At 66.4% G+C, this 15,309-nt stretch carries 13 protein-coding genes; 8 read left to right on the top strand and 5 right to left on the bottom strand.

Annotation, left to right across the window (positions count from 1 at the left end):
• The first annotated feature begins 481 nt into the window (after positions 1–481).
• From AB0C34_RS03175 to AB0C34_RS03140, 8 genes are all read left to right on the top strand, one after another.
• The gene (locus tag AB0C34_RS03175; RefSeq protein WP_357066926.1) at positions 482–655 is read left to right on the top strand and encodes a hypothetical protein; all 174 of its coding nucleotides are present in this window, start codon (positions 482–484) and stop codon (positions 653–655) included.
• On the top strand, positions 652–3,474 hold the full coding sequence (locus tag AB0C34_RS03170) for a sensor histidine kinase KdpD (protein ID WP_357066924.1): 2,823 nt from the start codon (positions 652–654) through the stop codon (positions 3,472–3,474). Before AB0C34_RS03175 ends, AB0C34_RS03170 begins: the two co-directional genes overlap by 4 nt.
• Positions 3,475–3,596: 122 nt before the next feature.
• Positions 3,597–4,304 (top strand): response regulator, encoded by a 708-nt coding sequence (locus AB0C34_RS03165; protein WP_357066922.1) that lies wholly within the window; start codon positions 3,597–3,599, stop codon positions 4,302–4,304.
• A gap of 99 nt (positions 4,305–4,403) precedes the next feature.
• Complete coding sequence (locus AB0C34_RS03160) at positions 4,404–4,871, top strand: OsmC family protein (protein WP_357066920.1); 468 nt, start codon at positions 4,404–4,406, stop codon at positions 4,869–4,871.
• Positions 4,871–5,149, top strand: a complete 279-nt coding sequence (locus tag AB0C34_RS03155) for an acylphosphatase (RefSeq protein WP_357066918.1) — start codon at positions 4,871–4,873, stop codon at positions 5,147–5,149. The genes AB0C34_RS03160 and AB0C34_RS03155 overlap by 1 nt, the downstream gene beginning before the upstream one ends.
• 32 nt (positions 5,150–5,181) lie before the next feature.
• Positions 5,182–5,949, top strand: coding sequence for a hypothetical protein (locus tag AB0C34_RS03150; protein ID WP_357066916.1), 768 nt, complete (start codon positions 5,182–5,184; stop codon positions 5,947–5,949).
• Entirely contained in the window at positions 5,949–7,115 is a 1,167-nt protein-coding gene (locus tag AB0C34_RS03145) for a glutathionylspermidine synthase family protein (RefSeq protein WP_357066914.1), read from the top strand. Before AB0C34_RS03150 ends, AB0C34_RS03145 begins: the two co-directional genes overlap by 1 nt.
• Positions 7,116–7,162: 47 nt before the next feature.
• Positions 7,163–7,618, top strand: coding sequence for a DUF350 domain-containing protein (locus AB0C34_RS03140; RefSeq protein WP_357066912.1), 456 nt, complete (start codon positions 7,163–7,165; stop codon positions 7,616–7,618).
• A gap of 422 nt (positions 7,619–8,040) precedes the next feature.
• On the opposite strand, the gene AB0C34_RS03135 is transcribed toward AB0C34_RS03140, so the two are convergent.
• The 5 genes from AB0C34_RS03135 to AB0C34_RS03115 all read right to left on the bottom strand — a co-directional run bounded on the left by AB0C34_RS03135 (position 8,041) and on the right by AB0C34_RS03115 (position 15,266).
• Positions 8,041–10,152: a glycogen debranching N-terminal domain-containing protein gene (locus AB0C34_RS03135; RefSeq protein ID WP_357068430.1), complete on the bottom strand. Its 2,112-nt coding sequence runs from the start codon at positions 10,150–10,152 to the stop codon at positions 8,041–8,043.
• A gap of 14 nt (positions 10,153–10,166) precedes the next feature.
• A complete protein-coding gene (locus AB0C34_RS03130) occupies positions 10,167–11,333 on the bottom strand; it encodes a glycosyltransferase family 4 protein (protein WP_357068428.1) in 1,167 nt (388 codons plus the stop codon).
• 649 nt (positions 11,334–11,982) lie between these two features.
• The gene (locus AB0C34_RS03125; RefSeq protein ID WP_357066910.1) at positions 11,983–13,509 is read right to left on the bottom strand and encodes a substrate-binding domain-containing protein; all 1,527 of its coding nucleotides are present in this window, start codon (positions 13,507–13,509) and stop codon (positions 11,983–11,985) included.
• Positions 13,510–13,603: 94 nt separating this feature from the next.
• Positions 13,604–14,677 (bottom strand): PHP domain-containing protein, encoded by a 1,074-nt coding sequence (locus tag AB0C34_RS03120; RefSeq protein WP_357066908.1) that lies wholly within the window; start codon positions 14,675–14,677, stop codon positions 13,604–13,606.
• Between the two features lie 7 nt (positions 14,678–14,684).
• Positions 14,685–15,266: a dihydrofolate reductase family protein gene (locus AB0C34_RS03115; RefSeq protein WP_357066906.1), complete on the bottom strand. Its 582-nt coding sequence runs from the start codon at positions 15,264–15,266 to the stop codon at positions 14,685–14,687.
• Positions 15,267–15,309: the final 43 nt, after the last annotated feature.

Genomic DNA, 15,309 nt, shown 5'->3' with positions numbered 1-15,309 from the left:
CGGCCACGAAATTTTCCCATGCTGTGTCTGCTTGTTCGGTAACGTTTGTTGCAGGTTGGACGTGGAGGTGTAGAGCGGACGACACCTCCACGTCGCCGACTTCCCGGGCGGCATCGGTCCAGCTCATCGGCGAACACCGCCGGGGTGAGCACCGTGAACACGACGACAGACATAACGTACGACGTACGCAACCTCCGTTTCGCGCCCATTCCGTGGAGCGCGCCAGGTGAGTCGATCGGGCATCCGGCCCGATGCCGAGCGTCCTTATGAGTCCTTAGCGGGTCGGCGACGAGCATTGACACTTCATTAACACCCCTGCCTGATACCGGTGAAAGAATGCCGTCAAGGTGGACCGCCATCCCGTCAACACACCGTAAAGATCGAGATCAGCGAGGCATGTCGAGGTAGAAACGACAGAGCCCGGTCACGCGGAAAACTCCAGCGGACCGGGCATCTCATCGGTTGTGGAGAGGATCGATCCATGTCGGCTGTCGCGATGGCCCTGATCGGCGGCTTCGTCTGCTGCGCGGCGCTGATCCGCGCACTGGGGTGCCTGGGCGATGGTCGCACCGGTAGCTCATGGGATGCCGAGGTCGCGACAGACCCAGTTCAGGTGTCCGCCGATAGGCCGCGACGCGCGATGATAGACGAGTGAAACGCGGGCAACTGCGCATCTACCTCGGCGCGGCACCGGGAGTCGGCAAGACCTACGCCATGCTCGGCGAGGCACACCGACGGCTCGAGCGTGGGCGCGATGTCGTAGCTGCGGTGGTGGAAACACACGGCCGGGCCAAGACTGCCGAGTTACTGGAAGGCATTGAGCGGATCCCGCCCAAGCTGGTGGACTACCGCGGCACCACCTTCCCCGAACTGGACGTGGAAGCCGTGCTGCGCAGGCGGCCCGGGGTAGTGCTGGTCGATGAGTTGGCCCATACCAACGCGCCGGGCGGCACGCACGAGAAGCGGTGGCAGGACGTCGAGGTTCTGCTCGCCGCGGGCATCGACGTGATCTCGACGGTCAACGTCCAGCATCTGGAGAGTCTCAACGACGTCGTCGAGCAGATCACGGGCATTCAGCAGAAGGAGACCGTGCCGGACGCGGTGGTCCGCAGTGCCGAACAGGTCGAATTGGTCGACATCACGCCGGAAGCGTTGCGGCGCAGGATGTCCCACGGCAATGTCTATGCCGCCGAGAAAGTGGATGCGGCATTGCGCAACTACTTCCGGCCGGGCAATCTCACCGCGCTGCGCGAACTCGCCCTGCTCTGGCTGGCCGATCAGGTGGACGCCGCGCTGGCCAAATACCGCGCCGATCACAAGATCACCGAGTTGTGGGAAGCGCGCGAACGCGTGGTGGTCGCGGTGACGGGCGGTCCGGAATCGGAGACCATTGTGCGTCGAGCCAGCCGGATCGCCACCAAATCCAGTGCCGACCTGGTAGTCGTGCACGTGGTGCGCGGCGACGGACTGGCGGGGGTATCCACCGCGCGCCTGGCCAGGCTGCGTGATCTCGCCGCCAGCCTCGACGCCTCGCTGCACACCGTCACCGGTGACGACGTACCGACCGCGCTGCTGGAGTTCGCGCACGAGGTGAACGCCACCCAATTGGTCATCGGCACTTCCCGGCGCTCGCGCTGGGCGCGGATCTTCGACGAGGGCATCGGCTCGACCGTGGTGCAGCAGTCGGGGAAGGTCGACGTGCACATGGTGACCCACGAGGAAGCCCACCGCGGCCTGCGGTGGCGCTCCTTCACGCCGCGGCAACCGGTGGTCGCCTGGCTGGCCGCGGTGCTTGTCCCGATCGGAGTGTGTGCGATCGGCGCGGGATTCCTCGATGGAGTTCTCGAGCTCGGCGGTCTGAGCGCGATATTTTTCATCGGCGTCGTCGCGGTCGCGCTGCTCGGGGGTGTGATTCCCGCGATGTTCTCAGCACTGTTGTCTGGACTGTTGCTGAACTGGTTCTTCGTTCCACCTCGCTACAGCCTGACCATCGCCGAGCCGGACAGTTTCGTGACCGTGGTGGTTCTCTTGATCATTGCGGTGGCGGTCGCGGCGCTGGTCGATGTGGCGTCGATGCGGACGAGGCAGGCGCGCAAGGCCTCGCAGCAGGCCGAACTGCTGACCATGTTCGCGGGTGCCGTGCTGCACGGTGCCGACCTATCCAGCCTGCTCGAACGAGTCAGAGAAACCTATGGTCAGCGGGCAGTCAGCCTGGTGGCCAACGAAACCTTGGTCGCGGCAGTGGGATCGAACCCGCCGCAACGGGTCTCCGCGGCGCAGACCTCGATCGAGGCGGGCGATGCGTTGCACTGGTTGCTGCTCGCGGGTCGGCCGCTGGCCCCAGGCGATCGGCATGTGCTCAACGCGGTCGCCAATCAGGCCGTCGGCCTGGTCCGGCAGGCCAGGCTGGCCGAGGAAGCCGGGGCCGCGGCGGCCCTGCTCGAGGCGGACCGACTTCGGCGAGCGCTGCTGTCAGCAGTCAGCCACGATCTGCGCACGCCGCTTGCCGGAGCGAAGGCCGCGGTGTCCAGTCTGCGCAGCGACGACGTGGATTTCTCGCCGGAAGACACCGGCGAACTGCTGGAGGCCATCGAGGAGTCGGTGGATCAGCTCACCGCGTTGGTCGGCAATCTGCTCGATTCGTCGCGGTTGGCCGTCGGCGTGGTCACGCCACAACTTCGACGGGTGTACATGGACGAGGTGGTGCATCGCGCGCTGGTGAGCGTCGGAATGGGCGCGCGTGGCCTGCGGCGCGCGGCGATGGATCGGGTCAAGGTCGAGGTCGGTGAGGTTTCGGTACGCGCCGACAGCGGTCTGCTCGAACGGGTGCTCGCCAATCTGATCGACAATGCGCTGCGCCACTCCGGCCGAGACACCCCGGTGCGGGTGACCGCGGAGCACGATGGTGACCGGGTGTCGATCGCGGTGGTCGACAGCGGTCCCGGAGTGCCGCGCGGCGCCGAAGACCAACTGTTCGAGCCCTTCCAGCGGCTCGGCGACCGGGACAACACCACCGGTGTGGGACTCGGGCTCTCGGTGGTCCGGGGATTCGTCGAGGCGATGAGCGGCTCCGTGCACGCCGAACCGACTCCGGGCGGCGGATTGACCATCTTGGTGGACCTGCCCGCCGACCAACCCGAGCGTCCCACCGTCGTGGAACCCCGCGAATCACCTGTGGAATCACCTGCTGCGAGCGGCTCCCCCGAAACCGCTGCGCCGGCATCGGGGGCGCTCGACAGCGGGTCCGGGGCACGCGAGTCCGACGGCGGACAAGAGGCCACTCCGGTCGACGACCCCCCGACAGCCCGCTCGACGGACAACGGCCCGCCATGGACGGTCGACAACGAATCCGTCTGTCCCGCTGACGACGAGCACGCAACGCGGTGCGTCGGCGACACCGCCGAAGCGACAGCCGCGGACCGCAGACGCACGGTGACCAACGAGCCTGATACGCACAACGCGGGTGCCGAGTAGTTTCCGTTCGAGGAAAGTGAGCACACGAGTCGATGACGACAACGAACCTGAGTGACACTGGCGAGGAATCGGCCCTCGGAACCGATCGGGTGCGGGCGCCCCACACGACACAGGAAGCCGGAATGACGGACAAGACGCAGGACGCCACGGCGACCAAGGTGCTGGTCGTCGACGACGAGCCGCAGATCGTGCGCGCGCTGCGGATCAATCTGTCGGTGCGCGGTTACGAGGTGATCACCGCGGCGACCGGTGCCGCCGCGCTACGTGCCGCGGCGGACAAGCATCCCGACGTGGTGATCCTGGACCTCGGCCTGCCCGACATGGACGGCATCGAGGTACTCGCCGGTCTGCGCGGGTGGACCTCGGCGCCGGTGATCGTGCTGTCCGCCCGGACCGACTCGGCCGACAAAGTCGAGGCGCTGGACGCGGGCGCCGACGACTACGTCACCAAACCGTTCGGGATGGACGAGTTGCTGGCCCGGCTGCGCGCCGCCGTCCGGCGCGGCGCCACCGACACCGATGCGTCGGACCCGGTCGTGGTGACGGAATCGTTCACCGTCGACCTGTCCGCTAAACGGGTCACCAAGAACGGTGTGACCGTGCATCTGACGCCCACCGAATGGGGCATGCTCGAAATGTTGGTGCGCAACCGCGGCAAACTGGTCGGACGACGTGAGTTGCTGCGCGAGGTGTGGGGTCCGTCCTATGCGACCGAGACGCATTATCTGCGGGTCTACCTGGCGCAACTGCGGCGCAAACTGGAAGTCGACCCGTCACACCCGCGGCACCTGCTCACCGAAGCCGGGATGGGCTATCGGTTCCAAGAGTAGTAATTCCCGCCACTGCCCGATGACCGCCAGGAATGGCACTCGCGTCGCCGGCGTTGCCACGCGCGCGAGCGATGTCGATGAGAATGGCAGGATCGAACCATGGCTGAACAGACCGTTACACCCGTCACCGCCGCCGCGGCGCCGGTCGACCCAGGCCCGACCACACTGTGGGTCGAGCGCACCGGGACCAGGGCCTACACCGGCCGCAGCTCCCGCGGCGCGGAGGTCAGGATCGGGTCGCAGGGCGTTGCGGGTGTTTTCACGCCGGGCGAGTTGCTGAAGATCGCCTTGGCCTCCTGTTCCGGCCTGAGCGCGGACTTCCCGCTCGCGCGCAAGCTCGGCGACGATTTCGACGCGACGATCCGGGTATCCGGCGACGCCGACCGCGAAAACGAGGTCTACCCGCAGCTGGATGAAGTGTTCGAGCTCGACCTCAGCGACCTCGACGACGAGGCGCGTGAGCGGTTGATGGTGACCGTCCAGCGGGCGATCGACAAGGTGTGCACTGTCGGGCGGACTCTACGGGCGGGTTCGAAAGTGACCCTGTCCTTCGACATCGAAGCCTGATGGACGAAGCCGTTCGACTGAGCGCCTGGGTGCACGGCGGGGTTCAGGGAGTGGGTTTCCGCTGGTGGACCCGGGCACGCGCATTGGAACTCGGGCTGGCCGGACACGCCACCAACGCCAAGGACGGCCGCGTGCACGTAGTCGCCGAAGGACCGCGACACGCCTGCGAGCGGTTGCTCGAACTCTTGCGCTCGGGAACCACACCTGGCCGGGTGGCCTTGGTTGTGGAAAGCTGGGAGCCCGCGCGGGGTGATGTGACCGGTTTCGAGGAGCGGTAAGTGACGGTTCGGGCGACGGAGGGGGCGCTACGGTGAGCACCCAGCGGCCAGATGACGGCACACCGCCGGACAAGCCCGAAATCGAGCGAACGTCGGGCACAGAGCAACAACCCATACCCGCGGAAGACCGGTCGCCGACCGCCGGGGCGAATTCCGCGGCATCGCCCGACGATCGGTCGTCTGCCGGGGCCGGGTCGCCCGCGTCGTCCGACGCACCGGATCGGCCGACACCCGGCACCCCGGTATCGCCCCGCCGCGGCAGCGTGCGACGGCAGGAAGCAGGGGTAACCCAGCCGCGCCCGCCGACGGTGGCCGAAGCGAGGGCGAGGGACAAGGCGCGCAAGCGCGCCGAGGAGACCCAGCGGGCCGCGACCGCGGCGGCGGAGGCCAAGAAGCGCAAACGCAAGCGGGTCATGATCGGCGGCGTCGCCGTCGTCGGCGTCGCAGGATTGGTCGGCGGTGGCTATCTGGCCTACCGTGCGTTGACCGCGCCGGATCAGGTGACGGCCTCCTGCGTGAAGCTCGAGAACGGCCAAGAGGTCGTGGTCGACGACAACTACTGCGGCGACGGCCGCGCCGGCTTCATCAGCGACAGCGGTGGCGGCGGCGGCACCGGGCCCGGCGTGATCATCCTCGGCGGCGGTCCGCAGTATCGCTACTACTACGGCGGCACCGGCACCATCGGCAAACCACCGACCGGCGGCACCACGGTCAAACCGCGCACCGCCGAGATCAAGACCAAGAGTGGGACCACGGTGCAGCGCGGCGGGCTCGGTAGCAAAAGCGGCGGAGGGTCGTGATGAGACGCGTGCGCGATACGCCACGGCCGGGTTGGCAGCAGACCATCGAAAGCCAAGGCCTGGTCTACGGTTCGCCCGGGCGGGATGCGAGCGGTCAACCGAGACCCTACTGGGACGAGTCGGTGCACTACGAGTTCGAGATGGCGGAGATCTTGGCCTTGGAGGCCGATGTCGAACTGCTGCACTCGATGTGTCTGAACGCGGTGGAACATATCGTGCTCACCGAGCGGTTCGCCGATTTCGGTCTGCCCGCGTGGAGTTGGGGCCCGATCGCCGAATCCTGGAAACGGTCGGACCCGCACGTGTACGGGCGCTTCGACCTGCGCTACGACGCGCGCCGGCCGGCGAAACTGCTGGAGTACAACGCGGATACGCCGACGTCTCTGCTGGAGGCGGCGATCGTACAGTGGCACTGGCTCACCGACCGCTATCCCGGCGGCGACCAGTGGAACTCGCTGCACGAGAAGCTCGTCGAGCGCTGGAGCATGCTGCGTGACGTCCTTCCGACACCGCAACTGCACTTCACCTGGTCCGGAGCGGACGCGACCGGAGAGGACAATGTCACCACCGCGTATATGCAGGAGACCGCCGCCGAGGCCGGGTTCGACACCATCGCACTCCCGATCGAGGAGGTCGGATTCGATTCGGAACTGGAGCGTTTCGTCGATCTGGCCGAGGCCCCGATCGAGTCGATCTTCAAGCTGTACCCGTGGGAGTGGGCGCTCGACGACGACTTCGGCAAACGGGTCGTCGACAGTCTGCCGCAGACCATGTGGATCGAGCCGTTGTGGAAGACGCTGCTCAGCAATAAAGCGATCCTCGCGGTGCTGTGGGAGATGTACCCGGGCCACCCGAACCTGTTGCCCGCCTATCTCGATCAGCCCAACGAGCTGACCGAGTACATCCGCAAGCCGAAACTCGGGCGCGAAGGCGCCAACATGACGATCGTCGGCGCGGGCCTGGAGACCGCTACGGGCGGCGTCTACGGCGAAGAAGGCTACGTCTACCAATTGCTCGACCCGCTGCCGGAATTCGATGACATGCGCCCGGTCCTGGGCGCTTGGATCGTCGGCGACACCGCGGCGGGTCTCGGTATCCGCGAAACCGCGGGCTTGATCACCGACGACGGCTCCGCCTTCGTGCCCCACCGCATCGCCACCGACTAGCTCGCATCCAGCCCAGCCACAAGGCAACTCACCCCGGAAGGATCAAGATGACCGCAGTCGCCCTCGAATCAGGGTACTGGAGTTCACTCGGCGAGGGCGTGGGAGCGATCATCCTCTACGCGCTGGTCGGCTTGGCGCTTATGCTCATCGGCTTCTACGCCATCGATCTGACCACACCGGGCAAACTGCGCGCACTGGTGGTGGCAGGCAAGCCGAACGCCATCATCGTCACCGCGGCCGGCATGATCAGCATGGCGTTCATCGTCGTACTGGCCATCTTCGCGGTCGGCGGTGGTGGCAAACTCTCCGAGGGCCTGATCGCGTCGCTCGTGTTCGGCCTGGTCGGAATCGTCGCTCAGGTCATCTCGGTCCGAGTGATCGAACGGGCGCTGGGCATCGATATCGGCGCCGCGCTGCACTCCGACACCTACACCACCGAGATCCTCGTCGTCGCCGCCGCGCACTTCGCGCTCGGTTTGGTCGTCGCGTTCGCCATTCTGTAGCTCCGTCGATCGGGAACCGACGACGGCGGCAGGCGGCCCGATTTCCGCGCGGCCATCGACTCGACCAGCTCCGATCCTCGACAACGCCCGGACAAAGGGGGATTCGCGGCCCGTCGTCCGGTGGTGGACCGCGCGGTCAGAGTTCGTCCCCGTGTTCGAGGCAATAGGCCGCTGCCGCGAGGTACTGGCGACAATCCGGACCATGGCCGGCGTGGATGCTCCGGAGAAACAGTGCGCGATCGATACTTAGTTCCGTACTGGGCTCGGCGGTGCAGTCCCGGTGCTGTGTACGCCACAGGTCCCGCATATCCAGCGATGTCTGCATCGTGCACCTCCCCGCCTGCGCGGTGTCTCGGTCAGCGGCTGGACAATCTCCATATGCGGGAGGCATACCCGTCAGGCCGGTCGGCAACCTTCTCGCGTCACCGAGTGACCAGACGCCAGTCGTCGGGCAGCCGAGCGGCGGTGATCTGGTCGCCCTCCGCGTCCAGATCGACGGTGATCGCGCCGAGGCGCAATGCCTTGAGCGAGACCTTGCCCCAGGTCGGCGGCAGCTGCGGGCGCACGGTGAGGGTTCGATTCGGCACATCGGGGTCGAGGCCGAGAAATGCGCGCACCAGCAACAGCGGTGCGGCACTTGCCCACGCCTGCGGCGAGCAGGACGTCGGATACGGCACCGGGCTGGCGAACCGCGAACGCGGAAAGCCACAAAAAAGCTCGGGCAGCCGCCCATCGAAAGACGCGGCCGCGTCGAGCAATCCGGAAGCCAGTTGGGTCGCCAACTCGACAGCGCCCGGCAGATGCCGGTAGCGCAGCAGACCGGCCACCGCGATCGCCGTGTCATGCGGCCAAACCGAGCCACAGTGGTAACTCATCGGGTTGTAGGCGCCCATGTTCGATGCCAGGGTCCGCAGCCCGAACCCGGTGTCCATCTCCGGACCCGACAACCGCATCACCAGTTCGGCCGCGTGCTCGTCACTGGCGATACCCGACCACAGGCAGTGTGCGGCATTGCTGGTCAGCGCGTCGACCTGCCGCTTGCCGCCGTCCAGCGCGACGGCGTACCAGCCACGCTCGGGCAGCCAGAACTGTTCGGCGAACTTGCCGCGCAACTCCGCCGCGCGCTCCCGCAAGCGCCCGGCCAGCCGAATGTCGTCGAATACCTCGGCGAGGGCGGCTCTGGCGAGCAGCGCGGCGTGCACATATCCCTGCACCTCGCACAGCGCGATCGGCGCCTTGGCGATATGTCCGGTGGCGTCGTTGATTCCGTCGTAACTGTCTTTCCAGCCCTGGTTGATCAGTCCTCGGTCGGTCGCGCGCCGATATTCGACGAAACCGTCGCCGTCGCGGTCGCCGTACTCGGTGATCCAGCGCAACGCGGCGTCGGCCGCGGGCAACAGCTCCTTGATCGCCTCCGGATGCGCACCCCAGCGATAACATTCCGCGAGCAGCATCACGAACAGCGGTGTCGCGTCGGCGGTCCCGTAGTAGATGTTGCCGCCCAGCACCTGCCCGCCCGCCGGGCCCCGGCGCATCTCGTGCATGATGCGCCCCGGCTCCTCCTCGGTGAGCGGATTCACCTCTTGCCCTTGCAGTTCAGCCAGCTGCTGCAAGGTGCCCAGCGCGAGGTCCACCTCCAGCGGCAGCGCCATCCAGGCGGTGAGCAGACTGTCGCGGCCGAACAACGTCATGAACCACGGCGCGCCTGCCGCGACGAACGGCCTTCCGTCGCCGGACTCGTCGTGGATCTGCAATGCACCCAGGTCGCTTTCGGTACGGCGCAGTACTCGAGTGAGTATCGGGTCGGACGCGACGATGTCGGTGGCGGTGTCCCGCCATGCCTCGATCTTGCGGCCCGGCGCGCTGACGCCATAGTGCTCACCAGGGGCAACCGCCTGAAAACGCTGATTGCCCAAGGTCGGCTGGGCGATGATTTCCGTTTGCCAGCATTCGCCGACCGGTACGATCACCCGCCACACCAGAGTTCCGGGCATCACCTCGGGTTGGACAGTCGCGGAGACCGAGATGCCTCGCATGCGGTCGGCGTGGTCATGCAGCACCAATTCCCCGTCGGCCACCGTCAGATCCGCCCTGCCGTGCCCGGCGCGGCCTTCCTTGACCGCGAACAGATCGACGAAGTCCGCGTCGACGTGCAGTTCCAGCAGGACCGCCGTCGGCTCGCGACTCATGTTCTCCAGCGTCAGCAGCTCGTGCATGCCGTCGGCCACGATCCGCTCGCGCACCACCAGCAGCGTGCTGTCGGCCAGACCCGCCTGCGGCGGCCTGCGCAACACGAACCTGGCGGCGAACGCCTCCGGACTCAGCACCGACAGCGGTTCGGCAGGTTTGCCGTCTACCAACAGTTCCCAGCGCGACAGCACGCGCGCATCCCGGAAGAACAGGCCGTGCGGCTTACCGGGCTCGACGTCGCCGTGCCGGTTCGACAGGCAGAAGGTGCCGCCTTCCACCAGGGTCACCGAACCACACCCCCCGAATCCGGCTGGTTCACCGGAATTCAGGGGGGCGGGGTTCAAAGGCGCGGTTCCGGTCACGCCAATCCGTTTGTCGCGATTCTGACCGTGGTCGTGGCGGGGGCCTGCGGCTCGATCGGCATGGTCCCGAACCGTTTCCTCGACCACAGCAGGTTGCGGTACACCTGCTCATACCCGCGGCCGAGGGTGTCGGACCCGAACTTCGCCTGCACATGGGCCCGGCAAGCGGCCGGATCAATCGTCTGGACTTCCGCGATGGCCGCGGGCAATTCGGCGGGGTCGTCACAGATGCGGCCGGTCACGCCGTCGACGACTACCTCGGAGACCGCCCCGCCGCGCAACGCGACCACCGGCGTTCCACAGACCATCGATTCGATCATCACCATGCCGAACGGTTCCTCCCAGCGAATCGGGAACAACAGGCAACGCGCATTGGCCAGCAGCTTACGCTTAGCCGTCGCGTCGGCGAGGCCGAATAGATGATCATTGTCCGTGAGCAGCGGGCGCACCTTCTGCTCGAAGTACGCCTTCTCGGGCACTTCGCTGCACTTGCCGGCCAGCACCAAGGGGATGCCTGCGGCGTGGGCGGCTTCCAGCGCAAGATGCGGGGCCTTGCACTCGTTGAACCGACCGAGGAACAGCGCGTAGTCGCCCTTCTCGACCTGGAACGGCCAATCGTCGACATTCAGCGCATTGTGCACTCGCCCGGACCAGTTCAGGCCCTGCGCGAGTTCGCGCTGGCGGTCACTGATCGCGACCAGCGCCACCTCCTCGCCGAGATCCTGGTAGTACCGATAGATGTCGTCCTCCACCGGCCCGTGCACGGTCAGCACCGTCGGCAAGCCGAGGCTCTGGTAAGCGTAGGCATTGAGCGGTCCGGCGAAGGTGTGGTCGTGCACCAGGTCGACACCCGATGTCGCAGCAACCTTCTCGATCGCGCGGCGCACCCGCAGCGCGTGCACGACTTCGGGAAAGGGCTCGCCGAGGCGCTCGGGCAACGCCCGATCCCACACCGGCACGAACTTGGCCTTGGTGCCCGGCTCTCCCGCGCCGAACAGGGTGACATCGTGGCCCCGGGCCACCAGTGCGTCTACCAGATCGGCGACTACAGCCTCGACGCCGCCGTACGCCTTTGGCGGTACGTCGAAGTACGGCGGCACCACCATCGCAATGCGGAATGGGGTATCGACGTGATCGATCGACATCAGTTCTGTCGATGCCATATGCAGATCGGGCGATGCCAGTTGCGCCGAGACCGGCGCGGATAACGCGCTCATGACCCTCCTTCCAGGGACAACCAGTAGCACTCGCATCCACCCAGCACTCGGTGTACCGGGCGCCGAACTGAACTAAGTGGCCGCCGCGGCGAGGGTGAAGTCTTGAGCTACACCGCCGTCCATGGGGCATGGTTGGCCTGGTCACTCCGCTGACGTGATCAGGGGGGCCGACAGGGAGGTACCTCGATTGGTTTCTTTCAAACCGTTCAGATTGCAAAAAATGTAACTTCTAGCATACGTTGAGCAATCATTAAGACGTCCGCATGACGGTTCCCTGGCGCGCCTCGGAGCGCGGCGCTCGACCCTCGACAACGACGGTGGCGTCCCGACCGGACACCGACGGATCCGGCTCCGCCCGCGGTGCGTCCGGCACGTCGACCAGCCCCATCCAGCGCGCAATCCATCGACGGTAGTGAAATGACGGCCACCCAAGGCAGATCAGTCACCATATGACTCCGTTCGTCGGAACGGTCGGCAGTGTGGGGGTGGCGCGTGCCTGTAGTGGGCAGCGAGTTCGAGGTGTGCGACCTGGAGGGTTTGGGCTTTTCCGTTCGAGGAGAGCTGATGGCATAGCGTTGGCCATCGGGCAGGAACGTCACGAATCGGGCAGGCAGCGTCCCGGGTCGGGTAGGTCGGTGCACGGCGCGTTACCGTGTGCCCGCAGCACTTCCTTGCCGGTCTGATCGATCAGGAAGTGCAGGAAGCTCGCGGCGAGCGAGCCGCCGGGAAGTTCTCCGTTGCTGTAGGCGTACTCGACCCCCCAGAACGGATAGGTGCGCCGCAATGCGGGATCACGGCCGGCGCCGACACCGTCTATCGTGACGGTCGACAGGCCCGCATCGATCGCATCGGCGAACTCCGTATAACCGATCGCGCCGGGTATCTCGGCTACGGCCTTGCGCATATCCGCGGTCAACTGCACCTCGCAGTGCGCGAACGAGGTGATGGCGGTGCCCTTGAGCGCCGCGCCACTCACGTGCGGTCGAACGGGCTGCTCGGCGTCGAGCAGCCTGCGCTCGAGGGCATTTCGGGTTCCTGAGCCGGGGTTTCGATTGACCAGAACGACCGGCAGATCCGGACCGCCCACCTCGCGCCAGTTGCTGATCGTGCCCCGGTAGAGTTCCCGGATCTGAGCCACGGTGAGCCCGCGGAGGCCGACCCCCGGGTGCACGATCATGGTGAACAGCGACAGCGCTAGCGGACGCGGCACCAGGGCCGGATACCCAGTGCCCTTCGCACCGTCGCTGATCGCGAGCAACCCGGGATTTCCGGCCCCCTCCTCGGCGATCCGGTCCAGGCCACGCTCGGTTCCCTCGAACTCGAAGGTGAATTCCGCACCGGTGCAGCGCTTCCGATACTGCTCCGCGGCGTCCCGGATGGCCGGACCGAAGGCCGACGAACCGACCATCGTCACCTTCCCTGCGGCGCAATCCAGCGGCGCAGGCGAAGGCTCCAGCGCGGCGACCACGAGTTGGACGACGATCACCGACACCAGGAAGACCGTGAGCGCCAGCATCATCCGGGAAACACCCGTGCGGCTGCGTGTTTCGATGACCCGACCGCTCTTGATCCCCCCGCGCAGCACCGGCGGCACATATTCCCCGCCCCCTTCGGCGCGTTGCAGAATAGCCAGGATTTTGTAGTGTTCGGAGGGGCCCAGCGGCACTTTGGGGAGATCGATCACGCCGATGTGACCGTCGGCGTCCTCGCGCACCGCGATGCCGGATTCCACGTCGAGATTGTCGGCCAGCGCCGGATCGCTCAGCTCGGTCACCGCCATCCCGATCACTGTGCGCTGCGGAAACCACAGGTGCAGACCGATTCTGGCGGATTCGGGCGCCTTGTAGTCCTGGGTGTCGATCGTCGTGACACCACTGTTCTCGATCCGCACCAGGACGACGGAGATGTCCTTCAGACTCGGGTTGGCGCCATCGATCGAAGGACGCAGTTGCGCAAGCACACCTGGGAACACCGACCTGATCTCACCGGTGACCGGCGTATCCATCTGCACCCGATACCCGAGCCGCCTGCGGCCCGCGAAGACGAACTCCCAGAGAAAGGCGGCGATCGGCACGGCGATACCGATGAGCGCCAAAACGATTTCGAGCGGAAAGTCACTCACCGGTTGATCCCACTCCCCGAGAAGTCCCTGTTGCCCCTCATTCTCAGGGGCCGTCGGCGTCCCACACGCCGACGAGAAGACTATTCGACAACTGTTAACCCACCGGTCGAATTCCCTCGCGCCGAGTCCAGGCCAGCAGATCCGCCAGCGGCCAAGTATTGATCACCCGTTCGGCGGCAACACCGTTCGCCAGCGCACGTTCGCATCCGTAGCCCTGCCAATCGAGCTGGCCAGGGGCGTGCGCGTCGGTGTCGACAGCGAAAAGACAGCCCATCTCGACAGCCAGCCGCAGCAATCGCGCGGGGGGATCGCGCCGTTCCGGCCTGCTGTTGATCTCGACCGCGGTGCCATAGGTGCGGCACGCTTCGAACACCACCTCCGCGTCGAACGACGACTCCGGCCGAGTACCGCGGCTGCCCTCGACCAGCCGCCCAGTGCAGTGGCCGAGCACATCGACGTTGGGGTCGGCGACTGCACGCACCATCCGCTTGGTCATCGTCGCACTGTCATCACGCAGACGCGAATGCACGCTGGCTACCACGACATCCAGCTCCGCGAGCAGATCAGCCGCCTGGTCCAGGGCGCCGTCGTCGAGGATGTCCACCTCGATGCCGGTGAGGATTCGCAACGGCGACATCCGCTCGTTGAGTTCGGCGATCACGTCGAGCTGCCTGCGCAGCCGGTCGGCGGACAGTCCGTTGGCGACGGTCAGCCGTGGCGAATGGTCGGTCAGAGCACAATATTCGTGGCCGAGCGCGGCCGCGACGCCCATCATCTCCTCGATCGGACTCCCGCCGTCGGACCAATTCGAGTGGGTGTGCAGATCACCGCGCAGCCGCGCACGCAACGGTCGGCCATCCACCCCGATCGGCTGTGCCGCGCCCCGCAACTCGGCCAGATACCGCGGTACCGCACCCTCGTACGCCTGCTCGATCACGGCGGCGGTCTTGGGCCCGATGCCGGCGATCTCGCGCCAACTGCGGGCCGCCCGGTGCGACTCCCGCTCGTCCGCGGTCAACTCCGCGACCAGTTCGGCGGCGCGCCGGTAGGCCTTGACCCGATGTGTGTCCGCCCGGGAGCGTTCCAGCCAGAACCCGATCTCCCGCAACGCCTCCACCGGACCCGGCGTCGTGCCCCGGTCCGATGCACCATTCGGATCATTTCCCACGGTCGTGTCAGGGGATCCGGCTGTACTTCACGAACGCCACCCCGTCCTCGAACACTCGGCTGGTGATCACCCGGAACTCGGCCGCCTTCGACAGCCGTGGCCCTTCGCCGAACAGGGCTCGCCCGCGGCCGAGCACGATCGGATACAGCTTGAGGAACACCTGGTCGATCTCGGGAAGCAGCACCTGCGCCAGTTCACCGCCGCCGCACAGCCAGATGCCGAGCCCCGTGTCGCGCTTGAGCTCGCGAACCTTCGCCAGGGGATCCTCGGCGATCAGCTCGACCGCCGGATCAGGGCTCTCGGGCAAGGTGGACGAGACCACGTATTGCTTCAGATGGGCATACGGACTGGAGGTACCGGTGCGCACCCCGAAGTCGTGCGTCTTGCGCCCCATCAGCACCGTGTCGAAGTAGCGATTCTGTTGGTCTACCCCGATTGCTTCCCGCACTTTGGTCGGCAGCGTTTCCGGGTACTGCGCGGTGATCGCCGGACCGTGATCACCACCGACCGGGAAGAAGTCGACAGAGCCCTCTTCGGTAGCGATGAATCCATCAATGGTCGAGGCGACGTAATAGGTGAGCTTGCGCATGCTTCCTCCCTCACAGCCGGCTGGCATTCCGACCAGCCTCGAA

The sequence above is a fragment of the Nocardia sp. NPDC049220 genome (assembly GCF_040647855.1).
In the GTDB taxonomy this organism is placed as follows: domain Bacteria; phylum Actinomycetota; class Actinomycetes; order Mycobacteriales; family Mycobacteriaceae; genus Nocardia.
Note: the sequence above shows the minus strand (reverse complement) of the source record. Positions and strands in the feature narration are given on the sequence as shown.